This is a genomic window from Pseudomonas farris, from assembly GCF_019145235.1.
GTDB lineage: Bacteria > Pseudomonadota > Gammaproteobacteria > Pseudomonadales > Pseudomonadaceae > Aquipseudomonas > Aquipseudomonas farris.
Genome location: NZ_JAHSTV010000011.1, coordinates 175,829 through 190,555, shown reverse-complemented (window position 1 = coordinate 190,555; position 14,727 = coordinate 175,829). Strand labels below are relative to the sequence as shown.

Genomic DNA, 14,727 nt, shown 5'->3' with positions numbered 1-14,727 from the left:
ACCTGAAACCGAATTTAAGGACCCACAGATAATGGCTATCGAAATCAAAGCCCCCACTTTCCCGGAATCGGTTGCCGATGGCACCGTTGCCACCTGGCACAAAAAACCGGGCGACGCCGTCAAGCGTGACGAACTGATCGTCGACATCGAAACTGACAAAGTCGTACTGGAAGTGTTGGCTACCGCTGACGGCGTGCTGGGCGCTATCGTCAAGAACGAAGGCGACACCGTTCTGTCCGACGAAGTTCTGGGCTCCATCGGTGAGGGCAGTGCTGCTGCCGCTCCAGCCGCCGCTGCTGCACCTGCTGCCGCTGCCGCTGCTCCTGCCGAAGCGGGCGAAGACGATCCTGTTGCTGCACCGGCTGCTCGCAAGCTGGCTGAAGAAAACGGCATCAACATCGCTTCCGTTGCCGGCACTGGCAAAGGCGGTCGTGTGACCAAGGAAGACGTGGTAGCAGCTGTTGCCGCCAAGAAAGCCGCTCCGGCTGCCGCGCCTGCCAAGGCTGCTGCGCCTGCCGCTGCTGCTCCAGTGTTCGCTGCCGGCGATCGCATCGAGAAGCGCGTACCGATGACCCGCGTGCGGGCCACCGTTGCCAAGCGTCTGGTTGAAGCTCAATCGAACATGGCAATGCTGACCACTTTCAACGAAGTCGACATGACCGAAGTCATGGCGTTGCGTTCGAAGTACAAGGATCTCTTTGAGAAGAGCCATAACGGTGTGCGCCTGGGCTTCATGTCGTTCTTCGTCAAGGCTGCCACCGAAGCGCTGAAACGCTTCCCGGCTGTCAACGCGTCGATCGACGGTGCCGACATCGTTTACCACGGCTACGCTGACGTCGGTGTTGCTGTTTCCAGCGACCGCGGTCTGGTTGTACCGGTTCTGCGTAACGCCGAACTGATGAGCCTGGCTGAAATCGAAGGCGGCATCGCCACCTTCGGCAAGAAGGCTCGTGACGGCAAGCTGTCGATGGACGAAATGACCGGTGGTACGTTCACCATCACCAACGGTGGTACTTTCGGTTCGATGATGTCGACCCCGATCGTCAACCCGCCACAAGCGGCCATCCTGGGCATGCACAACATTCTGCAGCGTCCTATGGCGATCAACGGTCAAGTCGTTATCCGTCCGATGATGTACCTCGCTCTGTCCTACGATCACCGTTTGATCGACGGCAAAGAAGCTGTGACCTTCCTGGTTACCATCAAGAACCTGCTGGAAGACCCGGCTCGTTTGCTGCTGGATATCTGATTTCGTTGCACGGGCCGCTCAGCGATGAGCGGCTCTTCTGTAATGACCAGCTTCGTCCCACGACGGTCCCCAAAAGGGGCCGTCCGGTTTGATTCGAGAAGGAATGACACATGACTCAGAAATTCGACGTGGTAGTGATTGGCGCGGGCCCTGGCGGCTACGTGGCTGCCATTAAAGCAGCGCAACTGGGCCTCTCCACTGCCTGCATCGAGAAATACACCGACAAGGAAGGCAAACTGGCCCTCGGCGGTACTTGCCTGAACGTCGGCTGCATTCCATCCAAGGCGCTGCTGGACAGCTCCTGGAAGTTCCACGAAGCCCAAGATGGTTTCGCGATCCACGGTATCAATCACGCTGGCGTGACCATGGACGTGCCAGCAATGGTCGGCCGTAAAGCCAACATCGTCAAAGGCCTGACCTCGGGTGTTGCGACCCTGTTCAAGGCTAACGGTGTGACCTCGATCCAGGGCCACGGCAAACTGCTGGCCGGCAAGAAAGTCGAAGTCACCAAGCCTGACGGTTCGGTAGAAATCATTGAAGCCGAGAACGTGATTCTGGCTCCAGGTTCGCGTCCGATCGACATTCCACCGGCTCCGGTCGACCAAAATGTGATCGTCGATTCCACCGGCGCGCTGGAATTCCAATCGGTTCCAAAACGTCTGGGCGTGATTGGCGCTGGCGTGATCGGTCTGGAACTGGGTTCGGTCTGGTCCCGTCTGGGCGCAGAAGTTACCGTTCTCGAAGCGCTGGACACCTTCCTGATGGCCGCTGACGCTGCCGTTTCCAAGGAAGCGCTGAAAACCCTGACCAAACAAGGTCTGGACATCAAGCTGGGCGCTCGCGTTACCGGTTCCAAAGTGAACGGCGACGAAGTCGTTGTGAACTACACCGATGCCAACGGCGAACAGAACATCACGTTCGACAAGCTGATCGTAGCCGTTGGTCGCCGTCCGGTGACCACTGATCTGCTGGCTGCTGATTGCGGCGTGACCCTGGACGAGCGCGGTTTCGTGCACGTTGACGATCACTGCGCCACCACCGTACCGGGCGTTTACGCCATCGGTGACGTGGTTCGCGGCATGATGCTGGCACACAAAGCCTCGGAAGAGGGCATCATGGTCGTTGAGCGCATCAAGGGCCACAAAGCCCAGATGAACTATGATTTGATCCCGTCAGTTATTTATACTCACCCGGAAATCGCGTGGGTCGGCAAAACCGAGCAGACCTTGAAGGCTGAAGGCGTTGAAGTTAACGTTGGCACCTTCCCGTTCGCAGCCAGTGGCCGTGCCATGGCAGCCAACGACACCGGCGGTTTCGTGAAAGTCATTGCTGATGCCAAGACTGACCGCGTATTGGGCGTCCACGTGATTGGCCCGAGCGCTGCAGAACTGGTTCAGCAGGGCGCGATCGGTATGGAATTCGGCACCAGCGCTGAAGACCTGGGCATGATGGTTTTCTCCCATCCGACCCTGTCTGAAGCCTTGCACGAAGCAGCTTTGGCTGTGAATGGCGGCGCCATCCACATCGCCAACCGCAAGAAGCGTTAAGACAATAAGAAACCACGGCGGTACGGCCCGTCGTGAGCCTTGCATGCAAGACTCACCGCGGAATGTCCGCTGGACGCAGTCTTGCGTAGCTCAGCTACGCAAGCAGCAGTCACAGGTGGTGCGGCACTTCAACTAGTGCAGCACCGAATGCGCAGTACCTAACGAAGACGGTAATAAGCATGAATCTTCACGAGTATCAGGGTAAGCAGCTGTTCGCTGAGTACGGCCTGCCAGTTTCCACCGGCTACGCAGTAGACACCCCGGAAGCAGCAGCAGAAGCTTGCGACAAAATCGGCGGCACCGAGTGGGTTGTCAAAGCCCAGGTCCACGCTGGTGGTCGCGGTAAAGCGGGCGGCGTAAAGCTGGTTCGCAGCAAAGAAGACGCCAAAGCATTCGCTCAACAGTGGTTGGGCAAGCGTCTGGTGACTTACCAGACTGATGCCAATGGTCAGCCAGTCACCAAGATCCTGGTTGAATCGTGCACTGATATCGCTAAAGAGCTGTACCTGGGCGCTGTCGTTGACCGTTCGAGCCGTCGCATCGTGTTCATGGCTTCCACCGAAGGTGGCGTGGACATCGAGAAAATCGCTCACGACACCCCTGAAAAAATCCTCAAGGCCACTATCGATCCACTGGTTGGCGCTCAGCCATTCCAGGGTCGCGAGCTGGCATTCCAGCTGGGTCTGGAAGGCAAGCAAGTTGCTCAGTTCGCCAAGATCTTCGTAGGTCTGGCCAAGCTGTTCAAGGATCACGACCTGGCTCTGCTGGAAGTGAACCCGCTGGTGATCAAGGCTGACGGCGATCTGCATTGCCTCGACGCCAAGATCAACATCGACGCCAACGCCATGTACCGTCAGCCTAAGCTGAAGACTTTCCACGATCCGTCGCAAGACGATCCGCGCGAAGCGCACGCTGCCAAGTTCGAACTGAACTACGTAGCACTGGAAGGCAACATCGGTTGCATGGTCAACGGTGCTGGCCTGGCCATGGGTACCATGGACATCGTCAACCTGCATGGCGGCAAACCAGCCAACTTCCTCGACGTGGGCGGCGGTGCTACCAAAGAACGCGTTACCGAAGCGTTCAAGATCATCCTGTCCGACACTAACGTCGCTGCAGTATTGGTCAACATCTTCGGCGGCATCGTTCGTTGCGACATGATTGCCGAAGGCATCATCGGTGCTGTGAAAGAAGTCGGCGTGAAAATCCCGGTTGTTGTTCGCCTTGAAGGCAACAACGCTGAGCTGGGCGCTAAAGTACTGGCAGAAAGCGGTTTGAACATCATCGCTGCTACCAGCCTGACCGACGCTGCTCAACAAGTCGTTAAAGCTGCGGAGGGCAAATAATGAGCGTCCTGATCAATAAAGACACCAAAGTTATCTGCCAGGGTATTACCGGTTCGCAAGGTAGTTTCCACACCCAGCAAGCCATCGAATACGGCACCAAGATGGTGGGTGGCGTAACTCCTGGCAAAGGCGGCACCGAGCACCTGGGCCTGCCAGTGTTCAACACCGTGAAAGACGCTGTAGCTGCCACTGGCGCCACCGCCAGCGTGATCTACGTTCCAGCTCCTTTCTGCAAGGACTCCATCCTGGAAGCAGCATTCGGCGGCATCAAGCTGATCGTTTGCATCACTGAAGGCATTCCTACCCTGGACATGCTGGATGCCAAGGTCAAGTGCGACGAACTGGGCGTAGTCCTGATCGGTCCTAACTGCCCAGGCGTGATCACTCCAGGCGAATGCAAGATCGGCATCATGCCAGGTCACATTCACTTGCCAGGCAAGGTCGGTATCGTTTCCCGTTCCGGCACCCTGACCTACGAAGCTGTGAAGCAGACTACTGACGCCGGTTTCGGTCAGTCGACTTGCGTCGGCATCGGTGGTGACCCGATCCCGGGTTCGAACTTCATCGACATCCTGAAGCTGTTCCAGGAAGACCCGAAGACCGAAGCGATCGTAATGATCGGTGAGATCGGCGGTTCGGCTGAAGAAGAAGCGGCTGCCTACATCAAGGCAAACGTGACCAAGCCGGTTGTTTCCTACATCGCTGGTGTGACTGCCCCTGCGGGCAAGCGCATGGGCCATGCTGGCGCAATCATCTCTGGCGGCAAAGGCACTGCAGACGAGAAGTTTGCTGCCCTGGAAGACGCAGGCGTTAAAACCGTGCGTTCGCTGGCAGACATCGGCAAGGCTTTGTCCGAGCTGACCGGTTGGGCGATCAAGTAAGCCTCGCGCTTAACTGACGCTTCACCAAACAAAGGCCACCTTCGGGTGGCCTTTGTCGTTTCCGGGTGATCCAAGGTAGGAAAATTAGGTATGTAAACGCGACATCGAAGTGTCGCGTATCGGATAGTTCGCCCCGTAACAGTGCGTTTGTCGTGCAAATTCGTTAGGCTAGCAGCCATTTTTGCGTCCGCGGCCCACAAGGTAGCAACGCGCTAAACGGGTTAGTCCTATACGGGCCGACAGCATTTCCCTCACCCATAAGGGAAATCCCTCTCTAAATTCCGATTCAGTAGTGTGGTATTTCCTTAATGAAAGTGTTGAAAGGCCAGGACATCCTGGCACTGGGTTTTATGACATTTGCCCTGTTCGTCGGGGCTGGCAACATCATCTTCCCGCCTATCGTCGGTTTGCAGTCCGGGCCTAATGTCTGGATGGCGGCGCTGGGTTTTCTGATCACCGCGGTCGGTCTGCCGGTGATCACCGTTGTCGCCCTGGCCAAGGTCGGTGGTGCGATGGATGCCTTGAGCAGCCCGATCGGTAAAGTCGCCGGTGGCCTGCTGGCAGCCGCGTGCTACCTCGCTGTCGGCCCGTTGTTCGCGACGCCGCGCACCGCGACGGTGTCGTTCGAAGTGGGTCTGGCGCCGTTGACTGGCGAGAGCCCGCTGGCGCTGTTTCTCTATAGCTCGGTGTACTTCCTGCTGGTGTTCTTCATCTCGCTCTATCCGGGCCGTCTGCTGGACACCGTAGGACGTTTCCTTGCACCGTTGAAGATCATCGCCTTGGCCGTTCTCGGCATTGCCGCGTTCGCGTTGCCGGCCGGTGATATCGGCGTGGCCACTCCTGAATATGTCGCAGCACCGTTCTCCCAAGGCTTTATCAATGGTTACCTGACCATGGATACCTTGGGCGCGTTGGTATTCGGCATTGTCATCGTCAATGCGATCCGCTCCCGCGGTGTGGAATCGCCAGCGCTGATCACCCGTTATGCGATCATCGCCGGGCTGATTGCCGGCGTGGGTCTGGCGCTGGTGTACATCAGTCTGTTCCGTCTCGGTTCGGGCAGCCATGAAGTCGCCACCGGTGCTGCCAACGGCGCAGCGGTATTGCACGCGTACGTGCAGCACACATTCGGTTCGCTCGGCAGCGGTTTCCTTGCGGTGCTGATCTCCTTGGCCTGCCTGGTGACAGCGGTTGGTCTGACGTGTGCCTGTGCCGAATACTTCAGCCGTGTACTGCCACTGTCCTACAAGACGCTGGTGATCATCCTGGCAGCGTTCTCCCTGTTGGTGTCCAACCTGGGTCTCACCAAGCTGATTGCGTTCTCGATCCCGGTGCTGACCGCCATCTACCCGCCGTGCATCGCCCTGGTAGCCCTGAGCTTCTGCAAGGACTTCTGGCATGAGCAGGGCCGCATCGTCGGTCCGGTGATGCTGGTGTCGTTCATCTTCGGCCTGATCGATGCGCTCAAGGGTGCTGGTCTGGCTGACTGGATGCCGACTCAGCTGACTCATCTGCCGCTGAGCGAGCAAGGTCTGGCGTGGCTGGTGCCGTCGTTCATGACCCTGGTGGTCGCCGTGGTCTGCGATCGTCTGCTGGGCAAGCGCGCCGAAGCGCTGGCTTAAACTGCTTCATGGCCCGCCACAAGCGGGCCTTGAGTTGTCGTGCACAAAAATAGAAATGCCCCGTATCAATCGATACGGGGCATTTTTTATGGGCAGGATGCGGTGTCTTTTTCCTTGCGCTAACGTCGAAGCACTACCAAATCTAATGTGGGAGCGGGCTTGCTCGCGAAGACGGCTTATCATTCGACATTGATGTCGACTGACCCACCGCCTTCGCGAGCAAGCCCGCTCCCACAGGGTTTCAGTTCCCCGCAAACACATCACAAGGACCTGCATGTCGTTCATCCACGCCAATCTGATCCACATCCTCGCCGCGCTCTGGTTTGTCGTCTGCTGGGGCGGTTACACCCGTTACGCCTCATGGAAGGGCCGCGACACTGCGTGCCTGGCCAGCGTGCTGCACCTGTATCGCGAAGACTGGATGCGCCGCATGCTGTTGCGCGACAATCGCATTGCCGATGCCAGCGTGATCGGTAACCTGGAGCGTAATGCCTCGTTCTTCGCCTCCAGTACGCTGATTATCCTGGCCGGTATTCTCACAGTGTTGGGTGCGTCCGACAGAGCCGTTTCGTTGCTGGCGGATATCCCGATGGTGCAACAGGCTTCCCAAGGGATGTCAGAGATCAAGTTGTTGTGCCTGGCGCTGGTATTTGTCTATGCGTTCTTTACGTTCAGCTGGTGCATGCGTCAGTACAACTTTGCGGCGATTCTCGTGGGCTCGGCGCCGATGATCGGCGAGCGCCATGTGTCCGAGCAAGAGCGTAAAGCCTTCGCTTCCCGAGCCGCCCGTGTCATCTCCATGGCGGCCAACCAGTTCAACTTCGGTCTGCGTTCCTATTACTTCGGCATGACCATGCTGGCGTGGTTCGTCAGCCCCTGGTTGTTCATGTTGATGAGTGCCGGCGTCGTGCTGGTGTTGTATCGCCGCGAGTTTCACTCCGACGTTCTTGATGTGATGGTCTATACCCCTACAGAGGCGCCATTGCCTGAAGCAAACAAGGAGGCTGCTTGATGAGTATTCCGTTCTGGTGTGTGTTGATCAGCGCATTGTTGATTTACGTGGCAAAGATTCCGGTGGCCAAAGCCATGAACGAGCAGGGCGGTTACGACAATCACCTGCCGCGTCAGCAACAGGCCCAACTAACCGGTTTCGGCGCCCGCGCATTGGCGGCCCATCAGAACAGTTTCGAGGCGTTCATATTGTTTGCGGTAGGGGTGTTGATGGCGCACACCACGCAGACGGCGGGGTGGCTGATCGATACGCTGGCAATCATCTTCGTGATCACACGCATCATTTACTTGTTGTGCTATTGGGGAGATCTGGCCTGGCAGCGCAGTCTGGTGTGGTTCGTGGGTTTAGTGTGTTCGTTGTTGCTGATGATTAGTCCGACTTTTAGGACGATTTTGATCTAATACTGCATTGCAAACAAAAGCCGCAGATAAAAGAAAACCCGCACTTGGCGGGTTTTCTTTTATCACTAAAAACGCTTTTAGTTTTTAGGTGCTTCTGGCGCGGCTTCTTTTGTCGCAGCTTCGTTCGATTCGGCCTGAGCTTTGGCAGCTTCGGCGTTTTCTTTTGCTGCGTCGTTCACTTTATCCTGAGCTTCGCTCATTTTTTCCTGAGCTTGCTCGGCATGTTGGTTAGCATCTTGAGCTTTGTCCTCGGATTTTTTATCGCAAGCAGCGAGACCGAGGGAAGCGGTCAACATCAAGGCAATAGCTAAAGTCTTACGCATGGGGTGTTTCTCCTTATGGAAAATATCTACTGGCCTTTCGAGCACAGCGAATAGGGTTAAGTTCCTCAATTCGCACAGATATATAAGTTTGTTTTGCTGCGGAACTTTTGCCTTCTAGCCCGCTACTTTGCCCAGACACTAAGAAGAGTTTTATCAAATGGCCGAAAACCCCGTTTTTGAGCGTGCGACGCGATTCCTGTCGGCATTGCGGCATTGTCAGGTGCTTGGTTTGCGTGTTCACAGCGCCAGTAGCGAAGGGCTGACGGTGATTCTGCCGTACAACCCGCAGATCGTCGGCAACCCGCAAACCGGGGTGATTCATGGCGGTGCGCTGACCTCACTGATGGACACTGCCTGCGGTATGGCCACCCTTTGCGTGTTGCCCGAGTTCGAAGTCTGTCCGACGCTCGACTTGCGCATCGACTACATGCATGCCGCCGAGCCGCACAAGGACGTATACGGCTTCGCCCAATGCTACCGAGTGACCACCGACGTGATCTTCGCGCGCGGTTTTGCCTATCAGGACGACCCCGAACAGCCCATTGCCCATGTGGTGGGTACCTTCATGCGCATGGGCAAGAGCATCAAAGGCACCAAAGGTTTTGCCGGTGCCATTGCTGGAGCTGCGAAATGACCGACACGTTCAAGGAACAACTTCAACAGGCTCATGCGCAGGGGGACTACGCTTCGCTGCTGGACCTGATTCCCTACGCCAGACTGATCGGCGTTGAATGCTCGCGGGTGGGGGATGAGCTGCTGTTTCGTCTGCCGGCCAACAAGGACAACATTGGTAATCCTTTATTGCCGGCGATCCATGGCGGGGTGATTGCCGGGTTCATGGAGCTCTCGGCGGCACTGCACCTGCTGATCTTCACCGGTTCGCCCGGCGTGCCGAAGATTATCGACTTTTCCCTCGACTACCTGCGCGCGGGACAGTTTCGCGATACCTGGGCCAGATGCCAGGTGTGTCGTCAGGGGCGCCGGGTGGCAAACGTGGCGATTACCGCCTGGCAAAGCACTGAGGCCGAGCCCATTGCCACGGCCCGGGCTCACTTCAAAATCGAAGAGCCCTTGAAATCCTGATCTCAGCCCCCAACTCTGATGACAACCCGCCGCCGACCCTCAAGGTCGCGGCCACTGCCATCTGATTGGAGTTTGATGACCATGAGTGTGGAAACTCAAAAGGAAACCCTGGGCTTCCAGACCGAGGTGAAGCAACTGCTGCACCTCATGATCCATTCGCTGTATTCCAACAAGGAAATTTTCCTTCGCGAATTGATCTCGAACGCCTCTGACGCTGTCGACAAATTACGCTTTGAAGCCCTCGCCAAGCCTGAATTGCTGGAAGGCGGCGCTGAACTGAAAATCCGTGTGAGCTTCGACAAAGACGCTAAAACCGTCACCCTCGAAGACAACGGCATCGGCATGAGCCGTGAAGACGCGGTGACCCATCTGGGCACCATCGCCAAGTCCGGCACTGCCGATTTCATGAAGCACTTGTCTGGCGATCAGAAAAAAGACTCGCACCTGATCGGTCAATTCGGTGTCGGTTTCTACTCGGCCTTCATCGTCGCCGATAAAGTTGACGTATTCAGCCGCCGTGCCGGCCTCGCTGCCAGCGAAGGCGTGCACTGGTCGTCCAAGGGCGAAGGCGAGTTCGAAATCGCCACCGTCGAGAAAGCCGACCGTGGCACTCGCATCGTTCTGCACCTGAAGTCCGCGGAAGACGAATTCGCCGATGGCTGGCGTCTGCGCAACATCATCAAGAAGTACTCCGACCACATCGCCTTGCCGATCGAGTTGCCGAAAGAAGTGGCAGCCGTTGAAGGCGAAGACAAGCCTGCCATTGAATGGGAAACCGTCAACCGCGCCAGCGCCCTGTGGACTCGTCCTCGCACTGAAGTAAAAGACGAGGAATACCAGGAGTTCTACAAACACGTCGCTCACGATTTCGAAAACCCGCTGAGCTGGAGCCACAACAAGGTCGAAGGCAAACTCGAGTACACCTCGCTGCTTTATGTACCGACCCGTGCTCCGTTCGACCTGTACCAGCGTGAAGCACCGAAAGGCCTGAAGCTGTACGTGCAGCGTGTATTCGTCATGGATCAGGCCGAATCGTTCCTGCCGCTGTACCTGCGCTTCATCAAAGGCGTGGTCGACTCCAACGACCTGTCGCTGAACGTGTCGCGGGAAATCCTGCAGAAAGACCCGATCATCGATTCCATGAAGTCGGCGCTGACCAAGCGCGTTCTGGACATGCTGGAAAAACTGGCGAAGAACGAGTCTGAGCAATACAAAGGTTTCTGGAAGAACTTCGGTCAGGTCATGAAAGAAGGCCCGGCAGAAGACTTCGCCAACAAAGAGAAAATTGCTGGCCTGCTGCGTTTCGCGTCCACTCAGGGCGACGACGGCGAGCAGGTTGTAGGTCTGGCCGACTACCTGGCTCGCGCCAAGGAAGGTCAGGACAAGATCTACTACCTGACTGGCGAAACCTACGCGCAAGTCAAAAACAGCCCGCACCTGGAAGTCTTCCGCAAGAAAGGCATCGAAGTGCTGCTGTTGACCGACCGCATCGACGAGTGGCTGATGAGCTACCTCAACGACTTCGACGGCAAGAGCTTTGTCGACGTGGCACGCGGTGACCTGGACCTCGGCAATCTGGATTCGGAAGAAGACAAAAAAGCCGCGGAAGAAGTCGCCAAGTCCAAAGAAGGCCTGGTTGAGCGTCTCAAGACCGCTTTGGGCGACTCCGTTGCTGAAGTGCGGGTTTCCCATCGCCTGACCGATTCCCCGGCGATTTTGGCCATCGGCGAGCAGGACCTGGGCCTGCAAATGCGTCAGATCCTGGAAGCCAGCGGTCAGAAGGTTCCGGATTCGAAGCCGATCTTCGAATTCAACCCGGCTCACCCGCTGATCGAGAAACTCGACAACGAGCAGAGCGACGAGCGCTTCGGCGACCTGTCGCACATTCTGTTCGATCAAGCGGCCCTGGCGGCCGGCGACAGCTTGAAAGACCCGGCCGCTTATGTGCGCCGTCTGAACAAGCTGCTGGTTGAACTGTCAGTTTAACTGCGTTGTAAAAAACCCGCTTCGGCGGGTTTTTTTTTTGATCGTTACAGGGGCGTTGGCGGGCTTCGGTGTTTCGGCAGTTCGATCCGCTCACTTTCCCCCGGTACTGTCGGCCAATCCCCGGCCGCCCAGCGCCGACGTGCTTCATCGATCAATGCCGGATCACTGGCCACGAAGTTCCAGTTGATCCGTCGCGGCCCATCCAGCGGCGCACCGCCAAACAGCACGGCATGACAGTCGCTCTCGGCGAACAAGGTCATCTCTTCCCCGACCGGCAATACCACCAGCGAGTGAGGTTCAATCAGCTCGCCATCCAGTTGCACCTCACCGCTCAGCACATACAGTGCCCGCTCTTCATGTTCGGTGGGAATCAGCAACGTGGTCGCCGTTTGCAGGTTCAATTCGGCGTACAGCGTAGGAGAAAGCACTGGGACCGGCGATTCGAGGCAAAAGCCTGACCCCGCGATCATCCGTATCTTCACGCCCAGGTTATCGCTGACGGGCAGCGTGGCAGCCGGATGGTGGCTGTAGTGTCCCGGGCCGTGCTCACGATCCTTGGGCGACGCCAGCCAGATCTGCAAGCCGTGCATCGTAAAGCCGCTGTCTTTCAAGGGTTCGGGCGTGCGTTCGACGTGGGCAATTTCGCTACCTGCCGTCATCCAGCTGACATCGCCGGCATTCACCACCTGATCGGAGCCGAGGCTGTCCTTGTGCTGGATTTGCCCTTCGAACAGGTAGGTGAGGGTGGACAGGCCGATGTGCGGATGCTGACGGATGTTCATGCCTTTACCCGCCGGGTAACGGGTTTCGAGCATGTGGTCGAAAAACACGAAAGGCCCGACGTTGCGGCATTTGGCTGACGGTAACGGACGAAGAATCGGCTGGCCTTCGACATCTTCGGCGCGGGGGCGGATCACGAGTGGCGTGTTCATGGTGCATTCCAGGCTGAGCGGGTGACGCAGGGAGCATAACCCGCTTGCGCAGCCCTTGCCGCTATTGGCTGAAGGCACCTTCGGACAGATGGGTTTCGATGCTGATGTCGGAAGTGGTCATCAGCTTGTGTACCGGGCAGCGGTCGGCCACGCGGTGCAGCTCGTCACGCTGGGCGTCGGTGAGCACACCCTTGAGCGTGAGTTCGACGTGCAGGGCATATTTGCCTTTCTGCTCTTCGCTGTTGTCGCGCGTGACCTCAACCTCGACGCCCGTCAGCGGGATGTCCTTTTTCTTGGCATACATTTTCAGCGTCAGGGCCTTACAGGCACCCAGAGCTGCGTCGAAGTAGTCGTGTGGTTCAGGCGCGGTGCCTTCGCCGCCCGAGGTTTTCGGCACATCGGCAAAAAGCTCGTGCTCATCGATCTGGACGCTGTGACGAAAACCTTCGGCGGAGACAGTATTGACGGTAACAGTCATGGGAAACCTCGCGGGCAGTGGAAAAGTCATTCGATCAAAAAAGACCGTGAAGTTATAGAGCATTCCTTCAAGTTCGCGTTCCACTTTCTTGCCGGCTGAACCCTGGTTTGCGTGGTGCGGTCTATGTTGCTCATACCGCAGATGCTCATATCCAGGAGAATCCCGTGCCCCCGATCCGCTTGAGCCTCGCCTGGCTGTTGGCGCTGTGCTGCGTTGATGCTTATGCCCGCGAATATGCCTACAGCGATGCGCACCTGCATTACGTCGATTTCTTCCAGGAAACGGCGGGCATGTCGAAATTGCTTACGGCCATGGACGACAATGCCATTGAGCATGTGATGATTTCCGGCATTCCTGTGGCAAAGAAATGGCACGAAGACGAACCCAAGCGCCCACGTTATTACGCCGGCGATGACGCCGATGCCTACTGGTACAGCGCGACCGATGTGATCGTCGCGGCGGCGGTGAATAAGCTGACGCCCGAGCAGCGCCAGCGATTCCACCCGTTTCTGTCTGGCTTCAACCCGAATGACAAAAACTCCGCGGCACACATCCAGCGCATGCTCGACCTCAATCCCGGGCTTTGGCAGGGCATTGGCGAAGTTTTTACCCGTCACGACGATCTGACTGCGCTGACGGCCGGCGACACGCCGCGGGCCAACAATGAGGCGATGACCCGCATCTACCACCTGGCTGCCGAGAATGATTTGCCGGTGATGCTGCATTCCAACATCACCTCCAAGCGTGAAAAAAATCCGCTGTACCTGGCAGAAGTCGAAGAGCCGCTGCGCAATCATCCACACACGCGATTCATTTGGGCTCATGCAGGCACCAGTGCGGAGATTCATCGGCATCAGACTCAGCTGGATTTTCTGTTGCCGACGCTGTCGCGAATGCTCGAGGCTTACCCCAATCTGTTCGTTGACCTGTCCTGGAGCATGCTGACGCCTTACCTGCTGGACGAGCAGGGCAAGCCTCGGGATGAATGGGTGAAGCTGGTGGAGCGCTTTCCGGAGCGCTTCATGCTCGGTTCCGATGTGGTGGGACGTTTCAACAAGCTCGGTAAGGAAATGCGCGGCTTCGATCCGTTTCTTGATGCCTTGCCGGAGGATGTTGCCAGAAAGGTTGCGCGGGATAACTTTTTGGCGATTTTGCCTCGTTCCGTAGGTAAAAGCTGATTTCGCGGCGCGGCCTTCGCGAGCAAGCCCGCTCCCACACTGGATCTCCTGTGTACATAGATGTTGTAAACGACCGAGATCCAGTGTGGGAGCGGGCTTGCTCGCGAAAGCGATAGCTAATTCAACCCATTTGTTGAACCTGTCGCCAAACTCGGACCTGTCATCAATAAGTCATGTCCGTGTCATACGCTCCGGCCATCTCAATCAAGGAGCGCACCATGCACCTCACCCGTTTAGCCGCCCTGGCCACAATGATGTTCGTCAGTGGTCTGGCCAGTGCCGAAGTCCGCGTCGAAGGCCCAGTGGAATACGGCGTGTTTGCTGGCCCGAAAGCCGAACTGCAATCGGGCGAGCGAGTTTTGCGCCGTAGCAATGAACAGATCCAGCAAACTGAAATCGTCCCCGCCAAACTCGGCACCAAGTTCGGTATGCGTTACCAGTTAGCCGGCAAGGTCGCCGAAGACCAACCGCTGACTTTGCTCTATTTCACGCCGGGCATTCGCACTCCGGATGGCGTGCGTCACGACAAACTGGAAGTCACTCAAAAACTGGTACCCGGTGCTCCGCAGGATGTGATGGCATACGAGTTCACCGAAAGCCACGAAGTCGTTCCCGGTGAATGGCGTTTCATGGTGTTCCAGGGCGATCGCCTGCTGGCCCAGCAACGCTTTACCGTGCGCTGATCGCTT

The 14,727-nt window shown here is 57.3% G+C and carries 15 protein-coding genes; 12 read left to right on the top strand and 3 right to left on the bottom strand.

Annotation, left to right across the window (positions count from 1 at the left end; genetic code table 11):
* The first annotated feature begins 31 nt into the window (after positions 1-31).
* From odhB to KVG95_RS22985, 7 genes are all read left to right on the top strand, one after another.
* Complete coding sequence (gene odhB / locus KVG95_RS23015) at positions 32-1,249, top strand: 2-oxoglutarate dehydrogenase complex dihydrolipoyllysine-residue succinyltransferase (protein ID WP_007898985.1); 1,218 nt, start codon at positions 32-34, stop codon at positions 1,247-1,249.
* Between the two features lie 110 nt (positions 1,250-1,359).
* Positions 1,360-2,796, top strand: a complete 1,437-nt coding sequence (gene lpdA / locus KVG95_RS23010; RefSeq protein WP_007898983.1) for a dihydrolipoyl dehydrogenase — start codon at positions 1,360-1,362, stop codon at positions 2,794-2,796.
* Positions 2,797-2,975: 179 nt separating this feature from the next.
* On the top strand, positions 2,976-4,142 hold the full coding sequence (gene sucC, locus KVG95_RS23005; RefSeq protein WP_007898980.1) for an ADP-forming succinate--CoA ligase subunit beta: 1,167 nt from the start codon (positions 2,976-2,978) through the stop codon (positions 4,140-4,142).
* Positions 4,142-5,023 (top strand): succinate--CoA ligase subunit alpha, encoded by an 882-nt coding sequence (sucD, locus tag KVG95_RS23000; RefSeq protein WP_007898976.1) that lies wholly within the window; start codon positions 4,142-4,144, stop codon positions 5,021-5,023. The genes sucC and sucD overlap by 1 nt, the downstream gene beginning before the upstream one ends.
* Before the next feature lie 308 nt (positions 5,024-5,331).
* Positions 5,332-6,645, top strand: a complete 1,314-nt coding sequence (gene brnQ, locus KVG95_RS22995) for a branched-chain amino acid transport system II carrier protein (protein ID WP_217858074.1) — start codon at positions 5,332-5,334, stop codon at positions 6,643-6,645.
* Positions 6,646-6,919: 274 nt separating this feature from the next.
* The gene (locus KVG95_RS22990) at positions 6,920-7,657 is read left to right on the top strand and encodes a DUF599 domain-containing protein (protein WP_030131722.1); all 738 of its coding nucleotides are present in this window, start codon (positions 6,920-6,922) and stop codon (positions 7,655-7,657) included.
* Complete coding sequence (locus KVG95_RS22985; protein WP_217858073.1) at positions 7,657-8,058, top strand: MAPEG family protein; 402 nt, start codon at positions 7,657-7,659, stop codon at positions 8,056-8,058. The genes KVG95_RS22990 and KVG95_RS22985 overlap by 1 nt, the downstream gene beginning before the upstream one ends.
* A gap of 77 nt (positions 8,059-8,135) precedes the next feature.
* Here KVG95_RS22985 and KVG95_RS22980 read toward each other — a convergent pair whose 3' ends face one another.
* Positions 8,136-8,381, bottom strand: coding sequence for a hypothetical protein (locus KVG95_RS22980; RefSeq protein ID WP_123720744.1), 246 nt, complete (start codon positions 8,379-8,381; stop codon positions 8,136-8,138).
* 157 nt (positions 8,382-8,538) lie between these two features.
* Between KVG95_RS22980 and KVG95_RS22975 the strand changes: the two genes are divergently transcribed.
* The 3 genes from KVG95_RS22975 (at position 8,539) to htpG (ending at position 11,450) form a co-directional block, all read left to right on the top strand.
* Complete coding sequence (locus KVG95_RS22975) at positions 8,539-9,015, top strand: PaaI family thioesterase (protein WP_217858072.1); 477 nt, start codon at positions 8,539-8,541, stop codon at positions 9,013-9,015.
* The gene (locus tag KVG95_RS22970; protein WP_030131718.1) at positions 9,012-9,464 is read left to right on the top strand and encodes a PaaI family thioesterase; all 453 of its coding nucleotides are present in this window, start codon (positions 9,012-9,014) and stop codon (positions 9,462-9,464) included. Before KVG95_RS22975 ends, KVG95_RS22970 begins: the two co-directional genes overlap by 4 nt.
* Before the next feature lie 81 nt (positions 9,465-9,545).
* Entirely contained in the window at positions 9,546-11,450 is a 1,905-nt protein-coding gene (htpG, locus tag KVG95_RS22965; RefSeq protein ID WP_217858071.1) for a molecular chaperone HtpG, read from the top strand.
* A gap of 44 nt (positions 11,451-11,494) precedes the next feature.
* Here the strand turns inward: htpG and KVG95_RS22960 are convergent, their stop codons facing one another.
* Positions 11,495-12,382, bottom strand: a complete 888-nt coding sequence (locus KVG95_RS22960; RefSeq protein WP_217858070.1) for a pirin family protein — start codon at positions 12,380-12,382, stop codon at positions 11,495-11,497.
* A 61-nt stretch (positions 12,383-12,443) separates the two neighbouring features.
* A complete protein-coding gene (locus KVG95_RS22955) occupies positions 12,444-12,860 on the bottom strand; it encodes an OsmC family protein (RefSeq protein ID WP_217858069.1) in 417 nt (138 codons plus the stop codon).
* Between the two features lie 164 nt (positions 12,861-13,024).
* Here KVG95_RS22955 and KVG95_RS22950 point away from each other — a divergent pair, with 164 nt between their 5' ends.
* Positions 13,025-14,038: an amidohydrolase family protein gene (locus tag KVG95_RS22950; RefSeq protein ID WP_217858068.1), complete on the top strand. Its 1,014-nt coding sequence runs from the start codon at positions 13,025-13,027 to the stop codon at positions 14,036-14,038.
* 218 nt (positions 14,039-14,256) lie between these two features.
* A complete protein-coding gene (locus KVG95_RS22945; RefSeq protein WP_038979700.1) occupies positions 14,257-14,721 on the top strand; it encodes a DUF3859 domain-containing protein in 465 nt (154 codons plus the stop codon).
* Positions 14,722-14,727: the final 6 nt, after the last annotated feature.

Coding starts and splice junctions, on each gene's coding strand:
- odhB (WP_007898985.1), top strand. CDS start 32: ATGGCTATCGAAATCAAAGCCCCCACTTTCCCGGAATCGGTTGCCGAT.
- sucD (WP_007898976.1), top strand. CDS start 4,142: ATGAGCGTCCTGATCAATAAAGACACCAAAGTTATCTGCCAGGGTATT.
- lpdA (WP_007898983.1), top strand. CDS start 1,360: ATGACTCAGAAATTCGACGTGGTAGTGATTGGCGCGGGCCCTGGCGGC.
- KVG95_RS22990 (WP_030131722.1), top strand. CDS start 6,920: ATGTCGTTCATCCACGCCAATCTGATCCACATCCTCGCCGCGCTCTGG.
- KVG95_RS22985 (WP_217858073.1), top strand. CDS start 7,657: ATGAGTATTCCGTTCTGGTGTGTGTTGATCAGCGCATTGTTGATTTAC.
- KVG95_RS22975 (WP_217858072.1), top strand. CDS start 8,539: ATGGCCGAAAACCCCGTTTTTGAGCGTGCGACGCGATTCCTGTCGGCA.
- KVG95_RS22960 (WP_217858070.1), bottom strand. CDS start 12,382: ATGAACACGCCACTCGTGATCCGCCCCCGCGCCGAAGATGTCGAAGGC.
- KVG95_RS22945 (WP_038979700.1), top strand. CDS start 14,257: ATGCACCTCACCCGTTTAGCCGCCCTGGCCACAATGATGTTCGTCAGT.
- KVG95_RS22970 (WP_030131718.1), top strand. CDS start 9,012: ATGACCGACACGTTCAAGGAACAACTTCAACAGGCTCATGCGCAGGGG.
- htpG (WP_217858071.1), top strand. CDS start 9,546: ATGAGTGTGGAAACTCAAAAGGAAACCCTGGGCTTCCAGACCGAGGTG.
- KVG95_RS22955 (WP_217858069.1), bottom strand. CDS start 12,860: ATGACTGTTACCGTCAATACTGTCTCCGCCGAAGGTTTTCGTCACAGC.
- sucC (WP_007898980.1), top strand. CDS start 2,976: ATGAATCTTCACGAGTATCAGGGTAAGCAGCTGTTCGCTGAGTACGGC.
- brnQ (WP_217858074.1), top strand. CDS start 5,332: ATGAAAGTGTTGAAAGGCCAGGACATCCTGGCACTGGGTTTTATGACA.
- KVG95_RS22980 (WP_123720744.1), bottom strand. CDS start 8,381: ATGCGTAAGACTTTAGCTATTGCCTTGATGTTGACCGCTTCCCTCGGT.